Consider the following 22,115-nt stretch of genomic DNA (forward strand, 5'->3'; position numbering starts at 1 on the left):
AAGGCGTGTTCCGGAGTTGCCGACGGAAGGCTCTGTGCGACGCACACGAAAGGTTCAAGGGGCGGCCGGCGATTTCGCATCACATGTATCGAGTGCCGGAAAACTCTCGTGAAATCGGGACCCGCGGCTCACATAAGCTACTGATAATAAATCAGAAACGGGAAAACCGCCCATGTAGGCGGTTAAACTTGCCTTAAGGTTGCGGACCTATTCATCGGCCCGAACGTCATCCTGGCAGAACGGCCCCTGTTGCTAGCCTGCCACATGACGGTCGGGATCGCCTCCGGTGCCATTGCCTCAACAGGGGTGCGGACCCTAAATCGCCTCAAGCCCGGAAAAAACCGGGTCCCATCTTTCGGACGAACAGTCCGTCGGAAGAAACGTCGCCAAGGCGACACTGGAGTATCGATATGAAGCGTTTCGCCCTTCTCCTGGCCTCCACGGCCTTCGTCACCCCGGCTCTCGCTGCCGACGTCATCTATGAGGAGCCCGCTGCTCCGGCCGTCGTCGAAGTGGCTCCGGCCTACTCCTGGACCGGCTTCTACGTCGGTGGCCAGGCTGGCGTGGCGTTCAACCGCGATGCCGGCGACGTCCGCTACAACCCGCAGACCGGCGTCGTCCAGACGACGGCCTTCACGGGCGGCTCGTCCGACAGCGACAGCGCGGCCTTCATCGGCGGCGTGCACGTCGGCTACGACTACCAGATCAACAACTTCATCGTTGGTGCGGTCGCCGACATCAACTACATCGACGCGTCGTCGACCTCGACCTACCAGCTCGGCACGGACGTGTTCGGCCTGTCGTCGGACATCAACTTCGTGGGCACCGTCCGCGCGAAGGTCGGTGTCGCGGCTGACCGCTTCGCCGTCTACGCCACGGGTGGTCTCGCCTACGCCGACACCGAAGTGAAGTTCTTCGCTCCGGGCACGCTCACGGGCAACCTCGCCGGCTTCACGCCGACGGTCGACTCCAACTCGGACGACGTCGGCTACGCCGTCGGCGCCGGTGTCGACTACCTCGTCACGCCGAACCTCTCGCTCGGCCTCGAGTACCTCTACACCGACCTCGGCTCGACCGACACGACGGTCACCTACCGCAACGCGGCCGGCGCGACCCTGCCGTTCACGGCGACCTCGAACGACGACCTCGACTTCCACACCGTGTGGGCCAAGGCTTCGTTCCGCTTCAACTAAGAAGCGGACATCGGAGGGCCGGCAGCGGTCCTCCGATGGTCTGACAGAAAAACCCGCCGCTCGATCGAGCGGCGGGTTTTTTGTTGTCCGGCCGTATGGGATGGCCGACGCGCGCCGAATGCGAGAAGCGACGGCCGGCGCGCCGCTTTCTCCTTGCCTCGTTGCCGGCTCAGGCGAGGGGCGGCAGGCCGAGATCGGCGCGCCGGGGCAGGTCGGCCCCGCGGCGCGAACAGGTAAGGGCTGCGGCCCGAACCGCGAAGGTCAGGAGTTCCGAAAGCTCGTCGCCCTCGAGGCCCGCGACGCCTTCGGCGGAAAGGCGCCCGGCCTCGAAGAGGCGCGCCAGGAGAGTCGCCTGGAACGTGTCGCCGGCGCCGACCGTATCGGCCACCGTGATCGATAGGCCCGGCGCCTCGGCCCGCGCCCCGCCTTTCGCCATGGCCACCGCGCCCTTGTCGCCGAGCGTGACCACGGCAAGGGACGCGCCCGCGTCGAGCCATCCGGCCAGCGCGCTCTCCGTGCTCCGACCGGGATAGACCTGCTCCAGATCTTCCTCGCTTGCCTTGACCATGGTGGCGAAGGGCACGGTGGCGCCAATGCGCGAGCGCCAGACGTCGAGATCGGGCACGACCGAAGCGCGGATGTTCGGATCATAGGAGATGAAGCGGCGCCCGTGCTCCTGCGCCGCCAGCCTGGCGAGGGCGCTCGCGGTGGGCTCGGCCACGGTCGAATAGGAGCCCGCGAGGTGGATCGCCGCCAGCTCGTCCGGCAGCGCCGCCGGGATCTCGGACGAGTCAATCGAACGGTCGGCAGTCCCTTCGATATAGAAATCGTAGCGCGGCGTGCCGCCACCCGACAGCGACACCATGGCGAGCGTCGTGTTGCGATCGGTGTCGATCACGAAGCGGCGGTCGATACCCTCGCGATCCATGAACGCCTTGATCCGCTGGCCGAACAGGTCGCTCGACACTTTCGAGAAGAAGGCGGAGCGATGACCGAGCCGGGCGAGGCCGAGTGCGACGTTGAGCGCCGACCCGCCGATCCGGCCGTTGAGCGCGATATGAGAGACGTCGGCCGCCTCGCTGTCCGCGAACAGGTCGAAGAGGTTGTCGCCGCAGCTTAGGAACATGGTCGTCTCTCCCTCGGGCATTTCGCGCCCCGCCTCCCGGCTAGCAAATTCCCAAGCCGCAGGGAATGCGCGGCGACGCGGGGTCAACCGATGAGAGAGAGGCTGCCGAAACCGGGAACCTTGAGGAGGCCGCGCAGAGGATCGATGCCTGCGACGAGGCCCAGGAACTGGAGTTCCAGCCCGCTGCGCGCGCCGATCGCAAAGCCCGCATAGCCGAACAGGGAGGCACGCAGCTCCCACGCCGCGAGGTCCAGCGACACGAGGCGTCCGTCGACCGGAAAGTCGCGCCCGACGGCGGCCGGCGGCAGAACGGCGCCGAGTTCGGGCACGTTGCGAAGCACGTGCGCCACGAAGCTGTTGGAGTTGGGACCTGGGAAGATGCGGTAGCCGCCGCGTGCCGCGAACGGATAGCTTTCGATGGCCGCCCGTACCTTGGGGATGGCCCGCTCGGCCGCCGCGCCCTCCAACCGCGCGACGATGCGGGGCTCGTTGGAATACCACCGACCGTCCGCCGCATAGCCGTTGCGCCGGATCGGCGAGCCCCAGCCGACCTTGTCGAAGCGCTCGTAGGCTGTCGCACCCGCAGGCTTGACGACGATCCATGAATGCTCGGACAGCGCGCCCTTCAGCCCGCCCGTGCGCGCGGCAAGCACATACACCGCCGCCTCGTCATCGCGCGCGGCGGGAAGGATTGCGGCCGAACTCCAGTCCGCCTCGCGCCAGGAAGCGGGATGCTCGCCGAGCTTCCAGGACAGGACCGACAGCGCGGCGGGCAGGAGGAACAGGAGGGCGATGCCGAGGACGGCGGCGCGCAGCAGGATCATCTGGGTTCCGATGACGGACGGAATCGGGGCATGCTAGGGGCGGGGCCGCCGGGACTGCGGCAGCCGGGAGACACCAGCCATGACCACACATCTTGTCATCGAAACGACACGCGGCAAGGCCGTCGAGAGCCGTCATCTCGTCGATGTCGCGGTGTGCGACGCATCGGGGCGGTCGGTGCTGGCCTGCGGCGACACCGACCATGCGGTGTTTCCGCGTTCGGCGATCAAGGTCTTCCAGGCCATTCCCCTGATCGAGACCGGTGCGGCCGACGCCCTCGGGCTCGATGCCGGCGACCTGTCGCTCGCCTGCGCTTCCCATTCGGGCGAGGAGGGGCATGTGGCGCGCGCCGCCTCCATTCTCGGCAAGGCGGGTCTCGGCGAGGCCGATCTCGAATGCGGTTGCCATTGGCCCTTCGACCAGCGCGTGGCGCTCGCGCTGGCGCAGGCCGGCGGCGCCCCCAACCAGCTACACAACAATTGTTCGGGCAAGCATGCGGGCTTCCTCTGCACCGCGATCCACGAGGGCGAGGATCCGCGCGCCTATGTCATGCCCGACCATCCCGTGCAGCGCCGCGTGCGGGACGCCCTGGCGGACCTGACGCGGACGCGGCCGGGCGAGGACCAGCCCGCCGGCATCGACGGCTGCTCCATCCCGACCTATGCCGCGCCGCTGCGCAGCTTCGCCGAGGGCTTCGCCCGGCTGGCGGCAGGGCAGAACGTCGATGCAGGTCGGGCGGCCGCCGGCCGGCGGCTGATGGCGGCCTGCATGGCCGAGCCGTGGCTGATGGCCGGCACGCGTCGCGCCTGCGTCGCCCTGATGGAGGCGGCGCCCGGCCGCGTCTTCGCCAAGACGGGCGCCGAGGGCGTCTTCTGCGGCGCGGTTCCCGAACTCGGTCTCGGCTTCGCCCTTAAAGCCTCGGACGGGGCGACGCGCGCCGCCGAGGCGGCGGTCGCCGCCACGCTCGCCCATATCCTGCGCCCGCACGACGGCCCGCTGGCCGAACGTTACGACGCCCTCTCGCGCACGACCCTTCGCAACTGGAAGGGCACGGCGGTCGGCGAGGTGAGGGCGGCCGGGCTCTGACGGGCTGAACTGGTCGAGATCCGCTCGTCGGAGGCTCAGCCGGGTGTCGCAGGCTTTCGCGCCGGACCGCGGGCAGGGGCGGCCGACCCCTTGGCAGCCGGCGCCGGCTTGGCTCCCGCGGCCGGTTTCGATGCCGATGCCGGCTTGGCTGCGGCAGGAGGTTTGGTGGCGGCCGTGCGAGTGCGCAGGCGCAGCGTGCCGCTGTTGCTCTTCTCGAGATCGAACAGGCCGGACGCCCGGACGAGGTCGCTCAGCTTCTTGTGCCCGTAGGTGCGGGGGTCGAAATCGGACTGACGGTTGAGAAGCCGCTGACCGAACAGGCCGAGCGGCACCCAGCCGTCGTCCGTCTCGATCTGGTCCATCACCTGCCGAAGCAGCGGCTTGGCGCTGACGGCGCGCTCGACCGCCGGCACGGCCGCGGCGGCTTCGGGGCGCAGGTTCTCGGTGTAGACGAAGCGGCGGCAGGCCTGCCGGAAGCTTTCCGGTGTCTTCTGTTCCCCGAACCCGTAGACGTCGATCCCCTGCTCGCGGATGCGTGCGGCGAGGCGCGTGAAGTCACTGTCGGAAGAGACGAGACAGAAGCCATCGAAGCGGCCGGAATGAAGAAGGTCCATCGCGTCGATCACCAGCGCGATGTCGGAGGCGTTCTTGCCCGTGACGTAGGCGAACTGCTGGTGCGGGATGATCGCGTGCTTGGACAGGACCTCCGTCCAGCCCTTGGATCGGGTGGAAGAGAAGTCGCCGTAGATGCGGCGCACGCTCGCCTCGCCGATCGTGGCGATCTCCTCGAAGAGTCCGTCGGCGATCTGCGCCGAGGCGTTGTCGGCGTCGATCAGGACGGCGAGACGGGCCGGGCGGTCGTCGCGCATGTCGCTTCTCCTCTCACAGCCACTTCTTGTAGCGGAAGTACAGGAGCGGGAAGACGGCGGTCAGCACCATGAGGAGTATTGCCAGCGGATAGCCGAAGTCCCAGTTCAGTTCGGGCATGTGGACGAAGTTCATGCCGTAGATCGAGGCGACGAGGGTCGGCGGCATGAAGCCGACGGCGGCGACCGAGAAGATCTTGATGATGGCGTTCTGCTCGATCGAGATCATGCCGACGGTCGTATCGAGCAGGAAGGTCGTCTTGTTGGACAGGAAGGACACGAAGTCGTTCAGTGAAGCGACGTCGCGGGCCATCGCCTTGACGCGCATCTTGAGCTCCTTCTGCGGCTTGCGACGGTCCAGAACGAACTGGAGGAAGGGCAGGAGGCGGTCGAGCGTGGCGAGGCTTTCGCGGGTTCGCGAGGAGAGATCGCCCGCGGCGCCGAGGCGCTGGAGCAGTTCCTTGAAGTCGGAGGTCGCCGTCGGCGTGTTGTCGCCGGACGAGCGGAAGATGTCGGCGCCAATCCGATCGAGGTCGGCGGCGATGGATTCCAGAAGGTCGGCCACGCGGTCGACGACGGTTTCGAGAAGGCCGATCGCGATGGAATCGGCCGTGGCGCCGCGCGTGCGCGAGGGCTTGGGCGGCGCCGGCGGCGGGCCGTAGAGTTCGAGCGACGCAAGGGTCTGGGCAGCCGCCGCGTCGCCCCCTTCGCCCCGGCAGAGCTTGTTGGAGAAGATCTGGAACGAGCGCGGCTCGGTGTAGCGCAAGGTAATCAGGCGCTGCCCGACCAGGATGAAGGTGACGGGTCCGAAGTCCGGCCGTCCCTCGTCCAGGCCGTAGACCAGCGACGCGGTCATGAAGTCGCCGCCGTCCTCCGAGTACAGACGGCTCGACACCTCGATCTCGCGCATTTCCTCGCGCGTCGGCACTTCGATGCCGCACAGGCTCTCGATCGCGTGCTCTTCCTCGCGCGTCGGGTTGCGCAGGTCGATCCACACCGCCTCCGGCGGAAGCTCGTCGGGCGTGATTCGGGCATGGCGCCGAACATGCGAACCAAAGACCGTGTAGGCGTCGATCATGGGCCGTCGTCCTCGCTTTCACGCAAACGCGGCATCGAGGCCGCGACGCTTCGCTCGCGCGCGAGCCAAAGCCCGGTCCGCGACGAAACGCAAGACCGGGCTCGGGAAACTTCGTCGACGGGCCGGCGCCTATGGCCGGCCGGTCACGCGTTCAGACGAACGGAGCGAGAGCCGGGACGGAGTTGATGGCTTGGTTCACGGTGTCCTCGCCGGCCGTCGACTTGGAATAGGCCACGAGTTCCTCGGCCGCCGAGCGGATCTGACCCATGTCGAGCCCGAGACCCATCAGCTTGGCGCCGAGCGCCATGATGCCACCGGAATAATCCTCCTCGCCGGCCGCGGCCAGAGCGTCCGTCGCGCCCGGCGTTTCCTCGATCATGCGGCCCACCGCCGGATCGGAGCTTTCCGAGCGCATGTAGGAGAGGATGTGGCCCACCGCGACCTTGGCGGTCTCGGCATCGGTCTCGGCCGACGTGGCGATGCGGTTCCAGAGTTCGTTCATGAACGGCGTGATTCCCCAAGCGGCGGCGGCCGTGCGGCCGGCAATGGGCGCAAGATGGCAAGTCTGCCCGGCGGGCGCAATCGGCGCCGGGGGCGAGAAGACGGAATCGACGCCTCCCGTCGTCAGGCGGTATCATTCCGCCAGCCGAACGGGTTGGGAGCCGAATCATGCTCGAAGACGGGCGCATTCTCCTTGGGGGGATCAGCACGGGCGCCGAGGCGGGGCCGGAATATCTCGACCTGGCCTTCGCCAACCGCCACGGGCTGGTGACGGGCGCGACCGGCACCGGCAAGACGGTAACGCTCCAGGTGCTGGCCGAAGGCTTTTCCGACGCCGGGGTGCCGGTCTTCTGCGCCGACATCAAGGGCGACCTCTCCGGCCTGTCGGTGCGCGGCGAGCCGAAGGATGTGTTCGCCAGGCGCGCGGCCGAGATCGGCCTCGATCCCTGGTACAACGATTTCTTCCCGACGATCTTCTGGGACCTTTTCGGGCGCAAGGGCCATCCCGTGCGCACCACGGTGTCGGAGATGGGGCCGCTTCTCCTGTCGCGCCTGATGGATCTCACGGAAGCGCAGGAGGGCGTCCTCAACATCGCCTTCCGCATCGCCGACGAGGAGGGGCTTCTCCTTCTCGACCTCAAGGACCTGCAGGCGATGCTCGCCCATATCCTCGACCGGGCGGACGAGATCTCGCGGCTCTACGGCAACGTGGCCAAGGCGACGGTAGGCGCCATCCAGCGCCAGCTCCTCGTCCTCGAAACCCAAGGCGGCGACCGCTTCTTCGGCGAGCCGGCGCTCAGCATAGCCGATATCATGCGCTGCGACCGCGAAGGGCGGGGTGTCGTCAGCGTCCTGGCGGCGGACGAGCTGATGCGCAGCCCGCGGCTTTACGCGACTTTCCTGCTCTGGCTCCTGTCGGAACTGTTCGAGGAGCTTCCCGAGGTCGGCGATCTCGACAAGCCCAAGCTCGTCTTCTTCTTCGACGAGGCGCATCTCCTGTTCGACGACGCGCCGAAGGCGCTGGTGGACCGGGTTGAGCAAGTGGTGCGCCTGATCCGCTCCAAGGGCGTCGGGGTGTTCTTCGTCACGCAGAACCCGCTGGACCTGCCGGAAAAGGTGCTGGCGCAGCTCGGCAACCGCGTCCAGCACGCGCTGCGGGCCTATAGCCCGCGCGAGCAGAAGGCGGTGCGCACGGCGGCCGAGACCTTCCGCGCCAATCCCGCCTTCGACAGCGCCACGGCCATCACCGAACTCGGCACCGGCGAGGCGCTGGTCTCCGTCCTCGGCCAGGGCGGGGCGCCCTCCATGGTCGAGCGCGTGAAGATCCGCCCGCCGGCGGGCCGCGTCGGGCCGATCACGGAAGCCGAGCGCACCGAGCTGATGCGCATGAGCCCCGTTGCCGGCCGTTACGACACCGCGGTGGACCGCGAGTCCGCCTACGAACTCCTGAACGGTCGCGCCGAGGCCGAGCTCAACCGCCAGGAAGCGGTGCGCGCGGAGGCGCAAGCGGCGGTGCAGCGGCGACGCGACACGGGCGTCAGCCGTGCGGAGGCGGCCGCGCGCCGTTCGGCCGAGCCGCGCGCGCCCTGGGGGCAGGCGGAGGACGTTCCCTACGAGGACGCAGCCGAGGAGCGCCCGGTTCGACGCTCGGCTCCCCGCGCCGCGCCGCGGGCCGGCTACCAGCGCCAGACGGTCGCCGAAACCGTGATGAAGCAGGTCGGCCGCACGGTCGCCTCCACCGTCACCACGGCGATCGTGCGCGGCATCCTGGGGTCCTTCAAGCGCGGGCGGTGAGCGGGGGTCGAAATCCGGGCGGCGGATCTCCATCTTTCGGGGAACACCCGAACAGGAGACCCCCCATGAAATTCGGCCCGGCCGCCTTCGTCCTCTGGCTCTGCTGCCTGCTCGGGATCTGCGGCCTGCACCGCTTCTATCTCGGCCGGCCCTGGACGGGACTCCTCTGGCTGGTCACCCTCGGCGTCTTCGGCATCGGGCAGATCATCGATCTGTTCCTCCTGCCGTCGATGATCCGGCAGGAGAACCTGGAGCGCAGGCTCGACCGGATGGAGACCCGGACCGTCCTGCGCTGACCACGCTTCACCTCTTGGGCAGGAGGGCCGCCGGATCCCACCCGGCGGCTTCCAAGGCGGCGCGCTCCGGCGCCGGCTCGTGCAGCATCAGGGCGTGGAGCGCGGGCGTGCGGTCGGCCTTGCCGAGGCCGAGGGCTGCCAGCACCCGGCCGTCTTTCACGTAGAAGGCCGTGTAGGAGTTTTCCTCCAACGATCCCTCGATATGCACCTCGTCGAAGCTTTCGGCATGGCCGAGGTAGCTGAGGCGCCCGTGCTGGGCCGACCAGAAGTAGGGAATACCGGAAAACGGCGTCGCGTCGCCGAGCATCGCACCCGCCGCGTGGCGCCCGTGCTGTTCGGCCACCCGCCAGTGCTCGATGCGGGCGTGCTCGCCTATCGCCGCCAGCGGGAACGAGGCGATGTCGCCGCCGGCGTGCAGGCCTTCGGCAGCCCGGAGCGTCGCGTCGACCTTGATGCCCTTGCCGGCTCGGTCCGCGCCCGAGACGAGGTCCGTGCGCGGCGCCGCGCCGAGAGCCGCGATCACGAGGTCCGCCTCGATCGAGCTTCCATCCTTGAGCCGAACGGCGGTGACGCGGTTACCCTCGACCGTCAGCCCGCCGACGTCCGCGCCCGTGCGCACGTCCACGCCCTTGGCCCGATGGGTGGCGAGCAGCTGCCTGGCGACTGCCTCGCCGAACTGCTTGGCGAAGGGAAGCGCCGAGCGCGAGATCACCGTGACCGACCGGTCGGGAGCAAGAAGGCTTGCCGCCGCCTCCATGCCGATGAAGCCGGAACCGACGATGACGATCCGGCGCGCAGCCCCGAGGCGGGCCTTGAGATCGCGCGCGTCGTCGTGGCTGCGCAGGGACACGACGTTCTCGGCCTCGGCTCCGGGGAGGTCGAAGGGTGCGGCGTCGCTGCCGGGCGCGGCGAAGCATTCGTCGAAGCGGAGTGTCTCTCCGCCCTTCAGGTGCAGGCGCCTGCTGCCCGCATCGATCCGCTCGACCGCCGTCTCAATGAGCTCGATCCCGAGCGCTTGGAGCCGTTCGCGCGGGTAGAGCGCCAGCGCCTCGTCGCTCTTCTTGCCCTGCAGATACATCTTGGACAGGTCCGTGCGGTCGTAGGGCGGTTCGCGCTCGGGCACGAACATGACGATCCGGCCGTCGAAGCCGCGCTTCACCAGCTCTTCGGCGCAGGCGAGCCCCGCCGCGCCCCCGCCCACGATGGCGAACACGCGGTCGCCGCCCGTCTTGCGATCAGCCGGTTCGACCTCCGGCCGGTGCGCGCCGGCGCCGTCCGGCACCTCGACGACCACGCGACCATCCTCGACGCTGGCTCGGAAGCGCGCGAGGCAGCCTTTGCCCGGCGGCTCGATATGGTCGCCCGTATCGAGGTCGAAGATCGCATGGTGCCAGGGGCAGATGACGCGGTTGCCGACGCGCTTGCCGTTCTTCAGCGGTGCGCCCTTGTGGGTGCACGTGGCACCCGTCGCCAGGACCCGGTCGCCGTCCCGTGCGAGGAGAATCTTGAGGTCGCCCACCGCGACTTCGGTCAGGCCCTCGGGAGGGAGATCGGCGAGGGCGAGGACGTCGTGGCGCATCGGGCGGCTCTCCATCTGGAATGGTTCCACCTAATAATATCCTGGGCGCCTGCGTTCCGGGCCTAGGACAATTCGGCCACCTCCCGGCGCTGTATCCCAGACGCGCCGGGTTATATGGAAGGGTGATCCGAGACGAGGAACGAACGCGATGACCGATCACGCCGGTGCCCCCAGGCTGGAGCCCTGGAAGGTCGGGATGCGCGGCCGCTGCCCCCGCTGCGGCGAGGGCAAGCTGTTCGACGGTTTCCTGCCGCTGGCCAAGAGTTGCGACCGCTGCGGCCTCGACTATTCCTTCGCCGACCCGGCCGACGGCCCCGCCTTCTTCGTGGTCTGCTTCGGTTGCATTCCGGCGGTGCTCTTCGCGGTCTGGCTGGAAGTGTCCTTCGAGCCGTCCTTCTGGGTCCACGTCTTCGTGTCCCTGCCGTTCCTTCTCCTCACATGCATCCTGCCGCTGCGCCCGCTCAAGGGCTGGCTGGTCGCCAGCCAGTACTACCACAAGGCCGAGGAAGGGCGCCTCGTCGCGCGGACGCCGCCGGCCGTCGAGGATCACCCGCGCTGACGGCAACCTTCGTCGGGACGGCGATAAATCCGCCAACGGACCTTCAAGGCGGCGGCACGTGTTTGTAGGCTGACCCTGACGGATCGGCGCGCCCCGCGCCGCGGGAGGGACGCTGCCCCATGAAGAAGCTCATCAACGACCCCGGCACTGTCGTGGACGAGATGCTGGCGGGTCTCTGCCTTGCCCATCCCGGCCTCGCGATCCTTGAGGGCGAACGGGTGCTGGTGCGCGCCGATCTCCCGGCCTTTCGCGAGCGCGAGCACGTCGCCCTGATCTCGGGCGGCGGGTCCGGACATGAGCCGGCCCATGCCGGCTATGTCGGCGAGGGGCTGCTCACGGCCGCCGTCTGTGGCGACGTCTTCACCTCGCCGTCCACCGACGCGGTGCTGGCCGCCATCCGCGCGGTGGGCGATCCGGCCGGCGTGCTCCTGATCGTCAAGAACTACACGGGCGACCGCCTGAACTTCGGCCTCGCCGCCGAGATCGCGCGCGGCGAGGGGATCCCCGTCGAGATGGTGGTGGTCGCCGACGACGTCGCTCTGGCCGCCACGACCGACAATGCCGGGCGGCGCGGCATCGCCGGCACCGTCCTCGTCCACAAGGTGGCCGGCGCGCGAGCGGCCGAGGGCGGCTCGCTCACCGAGGTCAAGGCCGCAGCGGAGCGGGCGATCGCGGCGCTCGGCTCGATGGGCGTCGCCTTGTCGGCCTGCACCGTGCCGGCCGCGGGCAAGCCAGGCTTCGAACTGGGCGAGGCCGAGGTGGAACTCGGGCTCGGCATCCACGGCGAGGCGGGCGTGCGGCGCGAGCCCCTGCGCCCCGCCCGCGACCTCGCCGCGACCCTGATCGAGCGCATCGTCGCGGAACTCGCCCTGCGTCGGGACGAGCCGGTGGCGCTCCTCGTCAACAATCTCGGTGCGACGCCGACGATGGAAATGCAGATCGTCGCGCACGGCGCCGTCGCGGCAGCTAGTTCGCACGGCCTGCGGATCGAGCGGCTCTGGACCGGAACCTTCCTGACCGCGCTGGAGATGGCGGGATGTTCGCTCTCGCTGCTTCGCGCCGACGCCGAGACGCTTCGCCTCCTCGACGCGCCGGCCTTTGCGCCCGCCTGGCCGGGCCGCGGCGCGGGACCGCTGCGGGATGGTCCTGCCGTCGTTCCCATGGCGTCCCGCGAAGCGCAGGCCATGCAGCCTGGCCATGGCGCGCCGATCGTCGATGCGCTCCGCGAGGCCGCCCGGCGGCTGGTGGCGGAGGAGGGGCGGCTGACGGCGCTCGACCAGAAGGTCGGCGACGGCGATCTCGGACTCAACCTCGCACGGGGCGCGACGGTCGCCCTGGCCGAAATGGACGGCTAAACCGGCGCCGAAGCCGCCTCGATCCTGCGGGCTCTTTCGGCCTCGCTGCGCCGGTCCGTCGGCGGAACCTCGGGTGCCCTCTACGCGGCGGGTCTCCTGCGGGCCGCCCGCGACCTGGACGGCGTGGCCGAGCCCGGCGGGCGCGAATGGGCGTCGGCACTCGCACGCGGGGCGGAGGCGATCGCGACCCTCGGCGACACGAGGCCCGGCGACCGCACCATGCTGGACGCGCTATGGCCTGCGGCAGAGGCTCTCGAAGGCGGTGCCGGCCTTGGCGAGGCCGTGGAGGCGGCGCGGGCCGGGGCCGAGGCGACGGCGGCCATGGCGCCCCGGCGCGGGCGGTCGAGCTATCTCGGGGAGCGCGCGGTCGGCGTTCCCGATCCCGGCGCGGAGGCGGTGGTGGTCTGGCTGGCGGCGATCCGGGACCATATCGACGCCCGATGAATTTCATCGGCCAATGTCATGCTTCCGTAACGTGATGCCGCTATTGGCTCGTTTGCAATACCAGGCGGGGCGAGACCCGGCGTCCCATCCGCCCAGCTTCGCGCCCGCCGCCCAGGTTTCGAAAGTCCGCCCGCCCGTTCAATGGAGCTGGTGCGGCTTCAGGCCGATGATGTCGAGCGCCACCGAGCACGCTTCCAGAAAGGCGGCCCGGTCGAGATCGGGGTGGTGCTCGAAGAAGCGGCGCGCGATCGCGCTGCCGTCGTCTTCTTCCTCGACGAGGCGCAGGATCGTGATGATGGGGTCGACCTCTTCCATCGCTGCCGCTTCTAGACACTCTCCGACAACGCGCCCGATGCCGTTTCTCCATGCGGAAATACGGAAGGAAGGCCATTTCGGAAAGGGCTTTGCGGCAATCCGCGCGCCGATCGCTCAGCCGTTCGGGCGCTCGCGCAACAGAGCCCAGGCCTCGGCGGCTTCGGTGATCGTTTCCCGTGCGGCGTCGATGAAGCGCCCGGCCGACGCGAAACCGTGGATCTGCTCGTCCCGGCGGCGCAGCACCAGCGGCACGCCTGCCGCCCGCAGCCGCTCGGCATAGGCTTCGCCCTCGTCGGCAAGGATGTCCTGCCCCGCCAACACCACGAAAGCCGGCGGCGCGCCGGCAAGGCTTTCCGCCAGGAGCGGCGAGACGCGCCAGTCGCCGATGTCGGTCTCGCCGCGGACATACTGATCGCGGAACCAGCGCATGGTGCGGCTGGTGAGCCCGAACCCTTGCGCAAAGCGGCGGTAGCTGTCGGCGGTCTGCCGGGCGTCCGTGTTGGGGTAGAGGAGAAGTTGCGCCTCCAACGGCGGCACGGCGCCGTCGCGCGACATCAGGGCCAGCACGGCCGCGAGGTTGCCACCGGCGCTGTCGCCCGCGACCGCGATGCGGGCCGGATCGATACGCAGGTCCGCGGCATGGGCGACGAGATGGTCGAGCGCCGCAGCGGCATCCTCCACCGCGGCGGGGAAGCGATGTTCGGGCGCGAGCCGATAGTCCGGACAGGCGACGGCGCAACGCGCGGCATTGGCGAACCATCGGCAGATGTCGTCGTGGGAGTCGAGGTCGCCGATCACCCAGCCACCGCCGTGGAGGTAGAGGAGGGCCGGCGCTTCCGTCTCCGGGGTGCCGAGACCGCGATGGATGCGCATCGCGAACGAGCCGTCAGATCCCTCCACCGCCTCCTCACGGGTTTCCGCGACCGGCTCCAACTCGCCGCGCAGGGCGCGATAGGAGGCGCGATAGGCCTGACGCGCCTCTTCCGCCGTCCCGTCCTCGAAGGGCGGCGTTTTCGCTCGCGCCCCGAGCGCCAGCACCTCGGCGGCCTGCGGGTGGAGCGTCATGCCGCGTCGCTCGACAGGAGGGCCGTCGCCTCGTCCTCGCCGAGCGCGGCGGGGCGCTCCACCGCACCTTCGATCGAAACGGCCGACCCGGTCTCGCCGGCCGTGAGGATCGCCTCCATCACCTCCAAGACGTGCAGCGCCAGACGCCCGGAGGCGCGCGCCTCACGGTCCTCCCGGATCGAGCGCACGAGGTCGGCGACGCCGAGCATGCGGTAGTTGGCGAGGCGCGGCGCGTCGAAGGGCCAGTTGATTGCGCCGAACGGCTCGGGTTCGCTCGGATGCTCGGCCCAGGGCTCGCCCCGTGGCGACAGGGCGACGTCGCCGCCGAACGTATCGGGGTCGGGCAGGCGCAGCGAGCCTTCCGTGCCGTGCAGTTCGATCGGATGGTTGGAGTGGCGGAACACGTCCCAGGAGGCGCCGAAGGTGACGACGGCGCCGCCCGCGAACTCCAGAAGTGACAGAAGACTCGTCGGCGTTCCGACGGGAAAGCGGGTGTTCCGGAACGGTCCCTCGGCGGTGATCAGACGCTCGGCCTCGCCCGTCCGGGCGACGGCGGAGACGCGGACGACGGGGCCGAGGAGGTTGACCAGCGTGGTCAGATAGTAGGGGCCCATGTCGAGCACCGGCCCGCCGCCCGGCTGGTAGTAGAATTGCGGGTTGGGATGCCAGTGCTCCATGCCGCGACCCATCATGAAGGCGGTGCCGAGCACAGGCCTGCCGATCGCGCCCTTGTCGATCAGCGCTCGGGCGCGGCGCCCGGCGGCGCCGAGAAACGTGTCGGGCGCGGAGCCGAGCCGGAGGCCGCGCCGTTCGGCCTCCGCCACCAGCTCCCGTCCCTCCCGGAGCGTCACGCCGAGCGGCTTCTCGGTGAAGACGTGCTTGCCGGCGGCGAGCGCGGCTTGCGTCACCTCGCGGTGGGCGGCGGGGATGGTGAGGTTGAGCACGAGATCGATCGCCGGCTCGGCCAGGAGGGCGTCGACGCCCATGGCCCGGAGCCCGAACTCGCCCGCGCGGCGCTCCGCCATCTCCGGCACGCGGTCGGCGCAGGCGATAAGGTCCACGTCGCCGAACAGCGCGGCGTTGCGCAGGTAGGTGGCAGCGATGTTGCCGCAGCCGATGATGCCGATCCCCATGCGGGCCATTCCGTCGTTCCCCCTTAACGCGTGGCGTGCGAATCAGGCGCTCGGCAGCGGCACCACGGTCAGGGCGGTGCCGCCCGCGCGCAAGGCCGCCGCGGTCTCGGCATCGATGCCCTGGTCGGTGATGACCTCGGAGAACTGCGAGAGCTGCGCGAAGGTGCAGAAGGCCGGCGCCTGGAACTTGGTGCTGTCGACCAGAAGGATGGTCCGCCGGGCGGACTGGATCATGGCGCGCTTGATCGACGCGACCTCCATGGAGGCGTCGGTCAGGAGCTGCCCCGTGACGGCATAGGCGCCGGTGAAGCAGATATCGGCGTGGATGGTCTCGAAGAAGGACTCCCCCGGCTGCCCGGTCAGGATGTCGTCCCCCGGCCGCAGCGTGCCGCCGGTCACGATGACTCGCCATTCCGGCACGCTGGAGCCGATGCGCGCGATCTCGATATTGTTGGTGACGACGGTGAGCGGGATACGCCGGAGCGCGGTGGCGCGCACCACTTCGATCACGGTCGAGCTGGAATCGAAGATGACGCTCTCGCCGCCCTTGAGCCGGGAGGTCGCCTCCTGCCCGATCGCCGCTTTCTGCCGGTGCTGATAGTGGGCGTTGAGCGCGGGCTCGCGCTCGAAGGTCGCCCTCAGCGGTGGAACCAGGAGCGCCCCGCCGTGCGTGCGCTCGAGATAGCCGCCCTCGGTGAGCTGTTCGAGGTCGCGCCGGATGGTGGACTGCGACCCGCCGATCGCCTCCGTCAGCTCGCCGATGGAGGCCGTCCCGTTGAGCTTGAGATAGTCGAGGATCATCGCGCGACGCTTGGCCGGAATGATCTCGACGCGCTTGGTGGGGGCATCCATGGAAGATCCTGTCGCCGCTGTCCGCCTCGGCCGTTCGTTCGCGCGGGCGGTCTCCCGTGGTATCAAAAGGCGTCGCCGCAGGCCACCGCGACGATGGCTGCGGTCGTCAGGAGGCGGCGCGGCGCCAGTTGCTCGTGTCGTGCAGCGCGACGATCTCCGCGTCCTCGAAATCGGCCACCACCAGATCGGCGCCGGCGGCTCTCAAATCGTCCGGCGAACGGCTGGTGGCGACGCCGACGCAAAAGAGGCCCGCACGCTTGGCGGCCGTCAGGCCGGGGAGGGAGTCCTCGAAAGCGAGGGCCTGATCGGCGCGAAGGCCGAAAGCGTCGAGCGCCATGCAATAGGGCAGGGGATCGGGCTTTCCGCGCTCCAGTTCGTCGCCGTAGATCACCGTCTCGAACCGGTTCGCGATGCCGAGCGCGCCCAGCATATGCTTCACGTTGGCGCGCGGCGCATTGGTGACGAGGGCGATGCGCAGGCCGTCGGCCCGTGCCCGGTCGATGAAGGCGACGACGCCGGCAAGCGGGGTCAGTTCGCCGGCCAGTTCCCGAAACCGCGCCTCCTTGCGCTCCACGAAGGCGCGGTGCTCCGCCGGTGTCCGGTCGGGAAAGAAGTGCCGCCCGATCTCGTCGTTCGGCTGGCCGGACACGCGCTTTGCGAAGGTCTCCTCGTCGATCGCGAGACCCTCCATTTCCAGAACCGCGCGCATGGCGACGAGGTGCAGAGGATCGGTGTGGACGAGCGTGCCGTCGAGGTCGAACAGGAGCGCTTCGATGGCGCTCGGAGTCTCTGTCATGCGTCTTGCGTCCCGTTCAGGTGTGCTGCACTCCGCGCAAGGTCATAGCCAAGGAGGCGCCGGGCTCCAAGTCTTGCGCGCTGCCCTCCACGATCAGGGGGACCGCTTTCCGGTTGGCCGGGTCCGCCGAGACCGCAAGTCGCGTGCCGTCGAGCTCGATCCTGAGCGAGCTGAACCGGAACAGGACATGGGCGCGGATGCGCCCGAGGCTCGGCGGCGGGGCGGGGTCGATCCGAAGCCCTGCCTCGGATGGGCGCAGGCCAAGGAACATGCGTTGGAGGATGTCGAGCGTCGCGGCCATCGCGCCGAGATGGACCCCTTTTTCCGTGCCCGAGTGGCCCGACTTCTCGTCCGGATGCAGGGCGTCGCGGAACATCTCCCATGCCCGCTCCGGGCGCGTGTCCAGAAGCGCCCCGGCATAGACGAGATCGGACAGGCTGGAATCGTGCGACGTGCGTTCGAAGTCGCCCTCGACCGTGCGCGCGATCGTCTCCGCCGAGACGGAACAGCCCAGGCCGGCGAGGAGTTCGACGAGTTCGGCGGTCTCGAACAGGTAGGGCAGCATGGCGAACTGCGCCTGCTTCAAAACCTGGAAGGCGTTGACGTCGAGCCCCTGGGCCTCCAGCGACCAATCGATGCGCTCGCCCGGATGCCCGGCCTCGTAGGCTTCGAGGTCGAAGGGTTCGAGGCGGTCGAATCCCTCGAAGGGCAGGAACAGTCCGTCGGCATCGCGCGGGAGGTGAAGCCGCGAGGCCGTGTCGCGCCAGCGGTCGAATTCCTCGTCGGCCAGGCGCAGCTTGGAGCGGATGGCGTCGCGGTCGCAGGCCGGCAGGTGATCCAGCACCTCCGCGGCGCGACGCAGCGTCCAGGCGGCCATGACGTTGGTGTAGACGTTGTCGGCTAGGCCCGGCTCGTCCGCGTCGGGATAGCGCGTGTGGAATTCGTCGGGTCCGACGATGCCGCGAAGGGTGAGGCGTCCCGCATGCTCGGGATGGGGCTCGGCCAGCGCGGCCCAGGCGCGCGCCACCTCGATCAGCATCTCCGCGCCGTAGCCGGCCATGAAGTCGAGGTCGCGGGTCGCGATGTAATATTGCCAGACATTGTAGGCGACGGCCGAGCCGACATGGAACTGCAGCCGCGTGTCGTCGCGGTGCCAGCGTCCCGACATCGGGTTTTCCTGAAAGGCCGGTGTTTCCTCGAAGCCGGCGGCTCCGCTGCGCCAGGGATAAAGCGCGCCGGTCGCCCCCCGTTCGGCCGCGCGCATCCGCGCCGCGCCGAGACGCCGCGCCCGGTGGATCAGCGCCGAGCGCGCGACCTCGGGAAAGCGCAGGCTGAGGAACGGAAAGGACAGCGTCTCGTCCCAGAAGATCTGGCCGTGATAGGCCTCCTGCCAGCCCCGCGACGGGATGCCGGCGTCATAGGCGGTGCCGTGCGGCGAGGCGGTCTGCAGCAGGTGGAAGGCGTGGAGTGCCGCGGCGCGCGCGAGGTTGTCGTTGTCGATCCGGAGGTCGGAGCGGTGCCAAAGCTGCGCCCAGGCGCGCTCGTGGTCGTCGCGCAGCCGGTCGAAGTCCGGGGCACGGCAGGCGGATTCCCGCGCGGCGTCGGCGGGCGATCCGATCGCGTCGTCCCGGCCGGTGTAGACGGCGCCGATCTTCTCCACCGTCACCGCCAAGCCGACGCTGACGGCGACCGTCGCCCGGTGGCCGAAACCCGCCTGCCGTTCGATCGGGACGAGCCGCGTGCCAGGCGCGATCCAGGTGCGCGCGGCCACGGCGACCCGCACACCGGTGCCCAGCGTTTCCGCCTCGACGAGGAGGCATTCCTCCGTGGGCCACGAGGCCCGAAGAATGCGGACGGCCTCGGGATCGTAACCGCCTTCGGTCACGGCGAGCTCGTTCACCGGATCGGTCCCGATGCCGGACCGGATCTCCAGTGTACCGGACCAGTTGAGCGGGGTGGCGCGCGTGCGCAGGGCGGCGAGATGGGGCGCGGCCATGGAGACGAAGCGCTGTTCCTCGATCAGCGTCTCGCGCCCCGCCTCGTCGCGCAGCGAAAGGGTGCGGGTCAGGAGGCCCGAGCGCATGTCGAGGCTCTGGCGATAGGACAGGATCTCCGCCGTATCGGGCGACAGAACCGTCTCGCTCCCTTCGATCGAGAAGGCGAGCGGCAGCCAGTCCGGGAGATTGGCGAGGCTGTCCACCGCCACATCCTCGCCTTCGACCCGGCCCGTCAGCCGCGCGTAGATCCCGGCTCGGTAGGAGCCGGGATAGTGGCGTTCGCCCCGCGGGCATTCGGGCGCACTCGATCGGCAGTGGAGGACGCCGTTGCCGAGCGAGAGAAGCGACTCCCGTCGCCGCTCGTCCTCCGGGTCGTAGTGGTCGAAGACGATCTCGAAGGCGCCGCTCGGCGCGGTTTCGGAGGGCTGCGGGAACTCGAAGGTCACAAGGCATCACCCGCTGGAGGCATTCATGGACACCGCTCGGCGTGAGGGCCGGTAGCTGCCACGCGCATGGGGTATGCCCTATCTAGGGAGGGGCGCCGTCGCGCCAGCGCGCAACGACGCGATCGTGATCGCCCAGCCCTCACTTGATGGGTCGCTTCTCCAATTTGCGGGCCAAGGTGCGCCGATGCATGCCGAGCCGCCGGGCGGCTTCGGAAATGTTGAAGTCTGTCTCGACCAGCACCTCGTGGATCCGTTCCCATTCCAGCGTCTTGATGGAGGTCGGGCGGTTGGTGAGCGGCACGTTGGCGTCGCCCGCTACCCGACCGAAAGCGGCTTCGATGTCGTCGGTGTTGGCGGGCTTGGCCAGATAGTGGCAGGCGCCGAGCTTGATAGCCTCCACCGCCGTCGCGATGCTGGCGAAGCCGGTGAGGACGACGATCAGCGTGTCCGGGTCGTGCTCGTGCAGCATCTCGACGCAGGCAAGGCCCGAGGCGCCGGCAAGCTTCAGGTCCACCACCGCGAAGCCCGGCGTGCGCTCGTCGAGAAGCGCACGCAGGCGCTCGGCGTCGGGCGCCACCACCACCTCGTACTCGCGCCGCTCGAACGAACGCTTCAGCGTCTTGGCGAAGGCTTCGTCGTCGTCCACGACCACCAGCAGGCGCTCGCTCATCGCCCTTCCTCCTCGATCGAGAGAGCGTCCAGCGGAAGCGTCAGTTCCACCATCGCGCCGCCGGCAGCGAGATTGTCGGCGCGCACGTTGCCGCCGAGCTTGCGCACTACGTTGAACACGAGGAAGAGACCCAGGCCACCGCCGAGACGGCCCTTGGTCGACTGGTACGGCCGCCCGAGCGCCGCGAGGATCGCCGGATCGAAACCCGGGCCGCGGTCCTCGATGCGCAGGCGCAGCTTGTCGCCGATGCGCGCCGCGTGAAACCGGATGAAGGTCGGCGAGACCTCGTAGGCATTGTCGAGGACGTTGAAGATGACCTGGCGCAGCGTCGATTCCGAGACGATCGGCAGATCCCGGTCGAAGCCGTTCTCGTAGTGGAGCCTGGCGCTCGGGCGCGTCGCCGACCAGTCGGCCGCGAGCCCATCGAGGAACTGGTGCATGGTCGTCAGGCCCGCCTCCAGGCCCCGTGCTTCGCCGGCCGACATCAGGATGTTGGTGACGATCGACTTGCAGCGCCGCACCTCGGCCTGCATCGCCTCGATCTCGTCCGTCAGTTCGGGATTGGCGGTCAATGCGGGCATCCGGCGCCAGTCGCCGAGGATGATCGAGAGCGTGGAAAGCGGCGTTCCGAGCTCGTGCGCGGCGCCCGAGGCGAGAAGGCCCATGCGCACGATATGGTCCTCCTCCGCCGCCTGCTGGCGCAGGTTCGCGAGCCGCGTGTCGCGCTCGCGCAGGTTCCGCCCGATCCGGGTGACGAACACCACGAGGAGCGCCGCGTTCAGGGCGAAGCAGATCAGCATGCCGATGATGTGGAGATCCATCAGCCCGACGCCGTTCTGGCTGGCGAAGACGAGCGGCCGGTAGCCCACCGTCAGCCCGGCGAAGCAGAGCACCGTGATCAGGACGAGCGCGATGGAGAACCAGGGGGTGAGCAGCACCGCGCCCAGCGTCACCTGAAGGAGATAGAGCGAGGTGAACGGATTGGTGGCGCCGCCGCTGAGGTAGAGCTGCGCCGTCAGACCCGCGACATCGAAGAGCAGCGCGGCGAAGAGCTCGAGATTGCTCACCCCGAGCCGCAGGCGCAGCCGGAGGAGGCTCGCCAGGTTCAGAAGCACGAGGCCGAGAATCACCGCCATCATGGGCAGGACCGGCAGGTCGACGCCGAGGAACTGCGTGACGACGAGGATGCTGGCGACTTGCCCGGCGGCGGCCAGCCAGCGGAGCTGGATCAGCAGGAGGAGGTTCTTGCGCCCCGCCGCGTCCTCCAGCGGCATGCCGCCCCCAAGTCGCGCGCGCATGCGCGCCAAGCGTGTCGGCGGCGGCGAGACGGTGGCCGGCGCGGTGCTCATGCCGGCGCTCCGTCCCGCGGAGGCGCCCGGCGGCGGCGGATTTCGTCGCGGGCGACCCAGGCGCCGGCGCCCGCCAGCATGGCGGCCAACGTGAACCAGGTCAGCGCGTAGACCAGGTGATGGTTGCGGAAGGCGACGACCGTCAGACCGCCGACAGGCATTCCGCCGGGCGTCTCGCCGGCTGCCTGGTCGACGAAGAACGGGGCGACCGGGCCGAGGTCGCGAGCGGCGGCGATGGCGGCGACGTCGCGCGAGAACCAGCGGTCGCCCTCAGGATCGTTGGAGCGCAGGAACGCGCCGCCGGGCTCGGTCAGGCGCAGGAGGCCGGTGACGGAAACGGGACCCGGCACCTGACCTTCGGCCCGCGTCGCGGGATCGCGGCGCTCGGGCGGGACGAAGCCGCGATTGACGAGAACCGTCGTGCCGTCCGGCGAAACGAGGGGCGTGAGGACCCAGAAACCTGCGCCGCGTTCGGTCAGGGCTTGAACCAGCGTCTCGTGGTCGTGCCTGAACGTGCCTTCCACACGGACGCGGCGATATTCTTCCGCCTCGCCGTCGAAGGCGGCCCATTGTGCCGGGGAGGGAGGGGGCGCGGGCGGCGCATGGATGCGGGCCTCCACCCGCTCGATCAGGTCGAGCTTCCAGTGGAGGCGCTGCACCTGCCAGACACCCAGGGCCATCAGCACGGCGAAGACCACGAGCCCCGCCGCACCGAGAATCAAGAGGGAGAGGCGACCGCGAGGCCGCACCGCCCGTTCCATGCGGTCCGGCCCCGGCGCCGGGCGCCGGGGAG

Annotated in this window: 21 protein-coding genes and 1 pseudogene; 7 read left to right on the forward strand and 15 right to left on the reverse strand. The window is 69.5% G+C overall.

All coding sequences use genetic code 11. From position 1 onward, the window contains the following. Window positions 1-410 precede the first annotated feature (410 nt). Complete coding sequence (locus O5O54_RS14820; RefSeq protein ID WP_279482590.1) at window positions 411-1,193, forward strand: outer membrane protein; 783 nt, start codon at window positions 411-413, stop codon at window positions 1,191-1,193. Window positions 1,194-1,362: 169 nt separating this feature from the next. On the opposite strand, the gene O5O54_RS14825 is transcribed toward O5O54_RS14820, so the two are convergent. Continuing rightward, window positions 1,363-2,319 (reverse strand): carbohydrate kinase, encoded by a 957-nt coding sequence (locus O5O54_RS14825; protein WP_279482592.1) that lies wholly within the window; start codon window positions 2,317-2,319, stop codon window positions 1,363-1,365. 83 nt (window positions 2,320-2,402) lie between these two features. Continuing rightward, a complete protein-coding gene (locus tag O5O54_RS14830) occupies window positions 2,403-3,143 on the reverse strand; it encodes a DUF3750 domain-containing protein (RefSeq protein WP_279482593.1) in 741 nt (246 codons plus the stop codon). Window positions 3,144-3,222: 79 nt separating this feature from the next. Between O5O54_RS14830 and O5O54_RS14835 the strand changes: the two genes are divergently transcribed. Further along, window positions 3,223-4,227 carry an asparaginase gene (locus O5O54_RS14835; protein ID WP_279482594.1) on the forward strand — a complete coding sequence of 335 codons (1,005 nt, stop codon included), beginning with the start codon at window positions 3,223-3,225 and terminating at the stop codon, window positions 4,225-4,227. A 35-nt stretch (window positions 4,228-4,262) separates the two neighbouring features. Here the strand turns inward: O5O54_RS14835 and O5O54_RS14840 are convergent, their stop codons facing one another. The 3 genes from O5O54_RS14840 to O5O54_RS14850 form a co-directional block, all read right to left on the reverse strand. Continuing rightward, entirely contained in the window at window positions 4,263-5,096 is an 834-nt protein-coding gene (locus O5O54_RS14840; protein WP_279482595.1) for an NYN domain-containing protein, read from the reverse strand. A 13-nt stretch (window positions 5,097-5,109) separates the two neighbouring features. After that, window positions 5,110-6,171 (reverse strand): magnesium transporter CorA family protein, encoded by a 1,062-nt coding sequence (locus O5O54_RS14845; protein WP_279482596.1) that lies wholly within the window; start codon window positions 6,169-6,171, stop codon window positions 5,110-5,112. A 151-nt stretch (window positions 6,172-6,322) separates the two neighbouring features. After that, entirely contained in the window at window positions 6,323-6,673 is a 351-nt protein-coding gene (locus O5O54_RS14850) for a DUF2267 domain-containing protein (RefSeq protein ID WP_279482597.1), read from the reverse strand. Between the two features lie 167 nt (window positions 6,674-6,840). Between O5O54_RS14850 and O5O54_RS14855 the strand changes: the two genes are divergently transcribed. Both O5O54_RS14855 and O5O54_RS14860 read left to right on the forward strand, forming a co-directional pair. Then, the gene (locus O5O54_RS14855) at window positions 6,841-8,466 is read left to right on the forward strand and encodes a helicase HerA-like domain-containing protein (RefSeq protein ID WP_279482598.1); all 1,626 of its coding nucleotides are present in this window, start codon (window positions 6,841-6,843) and stop codon (window positions 8,464-8,466) included. 65 nt (window positions 8,467-8,531) lie between these two features. Continuing rightward, window positions 8,532-8,762, forward strand: coding sequence for a TM2 domain-containing protein (locus tag O5O54_RS14860; protein ID WP_279482599.1), 231 nt, complete (start codon window positions 8,532-8,534; stop codon window positions 8,760-8,762). 7 nt (window positions 8,763-8,769) lie between these two features. Here the strand turns inward: O5O54_RS14860 and O5O54_RS14865 are convergent, their stop codons facing one another. Next, window positions 8,770-10,371, reverse strand: a complete 1,602-nt coding sequence (locus tag O5O54_RS14865) for an FAD-dependent oxidoreductase (RefSeq protein ID WP_279482601.1) — start codon at window positions 10,369-10,371, stop codon at window positions 8,770-8,772. A 118-nt stretch (window positions 10,372-10,489) separates the two neighbouring features. Here O5O54_RS14865 and O5O54_RS14870 point away from each other — a divergent pair, with 118 nt between their 5' ends. The 3 genes and pseudogenes from O5O54_RS14870 to O5O54_RS22375 form a co-directional block, all read left to right on the forward strand. Then, window positions 10,490-10,900 (forward strand): DUF983 domain-containing protein, encoded by a 411-nt coding sequence (locus tag O5O54_RS14870; protein ID WP_279482603.1) that lies wholly within the window; start codon window positions 10,490-10,492, stop codon window positions 10,898-10,900. Between the two features lie 119 nt (window positions 10,901-11,019). Next, a complete protein-coding gene (gene dhaK / locus O5O54_RS14875; RefSeq protein ID WP_347814888.1) occupies window positions 11,020-12,255 on the forward strand; it encodes a dihydroxyacetone kinase subunit DhaK in 1,236 nt (411 codons plus the stop codon). Window positions 12,256-12,273: 18 nt separating this feature from the next. Continuing rightward, window positions 12,274-12,699: pseudogene (locus tag O5O54_RS22375) on the forward strand (DAK2 domain-containing protein); the annotation flags it as partial. A 138-nt stretch (window positions 12,700-12,837) separates the two neighbouring features. Here O5O54_RS22375 and O5O54_RS14880 read toward each other — a convergent pair. From O5O54_RS14880 to O5O54_RS14920, 9 genes are all read right to left on the reverse strand, one after another. Next, window positions 12,838-13,014 carry a hypothetical protein gene (locus O5O54_RS14880; protein WP_279482605.1) on the reverse strand — a complete coding sequence of 59 codons (177 nt, stop codon included), beginning with the start codon at window positions 13,012-13,014 and terminating at the stop codon, window positions 12,838-12,840. A 114-nt stretch (window positions 13,015-13,128) separates the two neighbouring features. Continuing rightward, on the reverse strand, window positions 13,129-14,079 hold the full coding sequence (locus O5O54_RS14885) for an alpha/beta hydrolase (protein ID WP_279482606.1): 951 nt from the start codon (window positions 14,077-14,079) through the stop codon (window positions 13,129-13,131). Then, entirely contained in the window at window positions 14,076-15,221 is a 1,146-nt protein-coding gene (locus O5O54_RS14890) for a Gfo/Idh/MocA family oxidoreductase (RefSeq protein ID WP_279482607.1), read from the reverse strand. Before O5O54_RS14890 ends, O5O54_RS14885 begins: the two co-directional genes overlap by 4 nt. Before the next feature lie 33 nt (window positions 15,222-15,254). Beyond that, the gene (locus O5O54_RS14895; RefSeq protein WP_279482608.1) at window positions 15,255-16,064 is read right to left on the reverse strand and encodes a DeoR/GlpR family DNA-binding transcription regulator; all 810 of its coding nucleotides are present in this window, start codon (window positions 16,062-16,064) and stop codon (window positions 15,255-15,257) included. A 106-nt stretch (window positions 16,065-16,170) separates the two neighbouring features. Then, entirely contained in the window at window positions 16,171-16,860 is a 690-nt protein-coding gene (locus O5O54_RS14900) for an HAD-IA family hydrolase (RefSeq protein WP_279482609.1), read from the reverse strand. Between the two features lie 16 nt (window positions 16,861-16,876). Beyond that, complete coding sequence (locus tag O5O54_RS14905) at window positions 16,877-19,303, reverse strand: hypothetical protein (protein WP_279482610.1); 2,427 nt, start codon at window positions 19,301-19,303, stop codon at window positions 16,877-16,879. Window positions 19,304-19,442: 139 nt separating this feature from the next. Beyond that, window positions 19,443-19,973: a response regulator transcription factor gene (locus O5O54_RS14910; protein WP_279482612.1), complete on the reverse strand. Its 531-nt coding sequence runs from the start codon at window positions 19,971-19,973 to the stop codon at window positions 19,443-19,445. Beyond that, window positions 19,970-21,322 carry an ATP-binding protein gene (locus tag O5O54_RS14915; protein ID WP_279482613.1) on the reverse strand — a complete coding sequence of 451 codons (1,353 nt, stop codon included), beginning with the start codon at window positions 21,320-21,322 and terminating at the stop codon, window positions 19,970-19,972. Before O5O54_RS14915 ends, O5O54_RS14910 begins: the two co-directional genes overlap by 4 nt. Next, window positions 21,319-22,083 carry an SURF1 family protein gene (locus tag O5O54_RS14920; RefSeq protein WP_407061715.1) on the reverse strand — a complete coding sequence of 255 codons (765 nt, stop codon included), beginning with the start codon at window positions 22,081-22,083 and terminating at the stop codon, window positions 21,319-21,321. Before O5O54_RS14920 ends, O5O54_RS14915 begins: the two co-directional genes overlap by 4 nt. Window positions 22,084-22,115 lie beyond the last annotated feature (32 nt).

The organism is Aureimonas sp. SK2 (genome assembly GCF_029813115.1).
In the GTDB taxonomy this organism is placed as follows: domain Bacteria; phylum Pseudomonadota; class Alphaproteobacteria; order Rhizobiales; family Rhizobiaceae; genus Aureimonas.

Bases quoted from the DNA above. Each gene is read 5' to 3' on its own strand.
- O5O54_RS14910 (WP_279482612.1), bottom strand. From the start codon at position 19,973: ATGAGCGAGCGCCTGCTGGTGGTCGTGGACGACGACGAAGCCTTCGCC.
- O5O54_RS14855 (WP_279482598.1), top strand. From the start codon at position 6,841: ATGCTCGAAGACGGGCGCATTCTCCTTGGGGGGATCAGCACGGGCGCC.
- O5O54_RS14825 (WP_279482592.1), bottom strand. From the start codon at position 2,319: ATGTTCCTAAGCTGCGGCGACAACCTCTTCGACCTGTTCGCGGACAGC.
- O5O54_RS14835 (WP_279482594.1), top strand. From the start codon at position 3,223: ATGACCACACATCTTGTCATCGAAACGACACGCGGCAAGGCCGTCGAG.
- O5O54_RS14870 (WP_279482603.1), top strand. From the start codon at position 10,490: ATGACCGATCACGCCGGTGCCCCCAGGCTGGAGCCCTGGAAGGTCGGG.
- O5O54_RS14880 (WP_279482605.1), bottom strand. From the start codon at position 13,014: ATGGAAGAGGTCGACCCCATCATCACGATCCTGCGCCTCGTCGAGGAA.
- dhaK (WP_347814888.1), top strand. From the start codon at position 11,020: ATGAAGAAGCTCATCAACGACCCCGGCACTGTCGTGGACGAGATGCTG.
- O5O54_RS14890 (WP_279482607.1), bottom strand. From the start codon at position 15,221: ATGGCCCGCATGGGGATCGGCATCATCGGCTGCGGCAACATCGCTGCC.
- O5O54_RS14895 (WP_279482608.1), bottom strand. From the start codon at position 16,064: ATGGATGCCCCCACCAAGCGCGTCGAGATCATTCCGGCCAAGCGTCGC.
- O5O54_RS14845 (WP_279482596.1), bottom strand. From the start codon at position 6,171: ATGATCGACGCCTACACGGTCTTTGGTTCGCATGTTCGGCGCCATGCC.
- O5O54_RS14920 (WP_407061715.1), bottom strand. From the start codon at position 22,083: ATGGAACGGGCGGTGCGGCCTCGCGGTCGCCTCTCCCTCTTGATTCTC.
- O5O54_RS14840 (WP_279482595.1), bottom strand. From the start codon at position 5,096: ATGCGCGACGACCGCCCGGCCCGTCTCGCCGTCCTGATCGACGCCGAC.
- O5O54_RS14885 (WP_279482606.1), bottom strand. From the start codon at position 14,079: ATGACGCTCCACCCGCAGGCCGCCGAGGTGCTGGCGCTCGGGGCGCGA.
- O5O54_RS14820 (WP_279482590.1), top strand. From the start codon at position 411: ATGAAGCGTTTCGCCCTTCTCCTGGCCTCCACGGCCTTCGTCACCCCG.
- O5O54_RS14900 (WP_279482609.1), bottom strand. From the start codon at position 16,860: ATGACAGAGACTCCGAGCGCCATCGAAGCGCTCCTGTTCGACCTCGAC.
- O5O54_RS14830 (WP_279482593.1), bottom strand. From the start codon at position 3,143: ATGATCCTGCTGCGCGCCGCCGTCCTCGGCATCGCCCTCCTGTTCCTC.
- O5O54_RS14915 (WP_279482613.1), bottom strand. From the start codon at position 21,322: ATGAGCACCGCGCCGGCCACCGTCTCGCCGCCGCCGACACGCTTGGCG.
- O5O54_RS14860 (WP_279482599.1), top strand. From the start codon at position 8,532: ATGAAATTCGGCCCGGCCGCCTTCGTCCTCTGGCTCTGCTGCCTGCTC.
- O5O54_RS14850 (WP_279482597.1), bottom strand. From the start codon at position 6,673: ATGAACGAACTCTGGAACCGCATCGCCACGTCGGCCGAGACCGATGCC.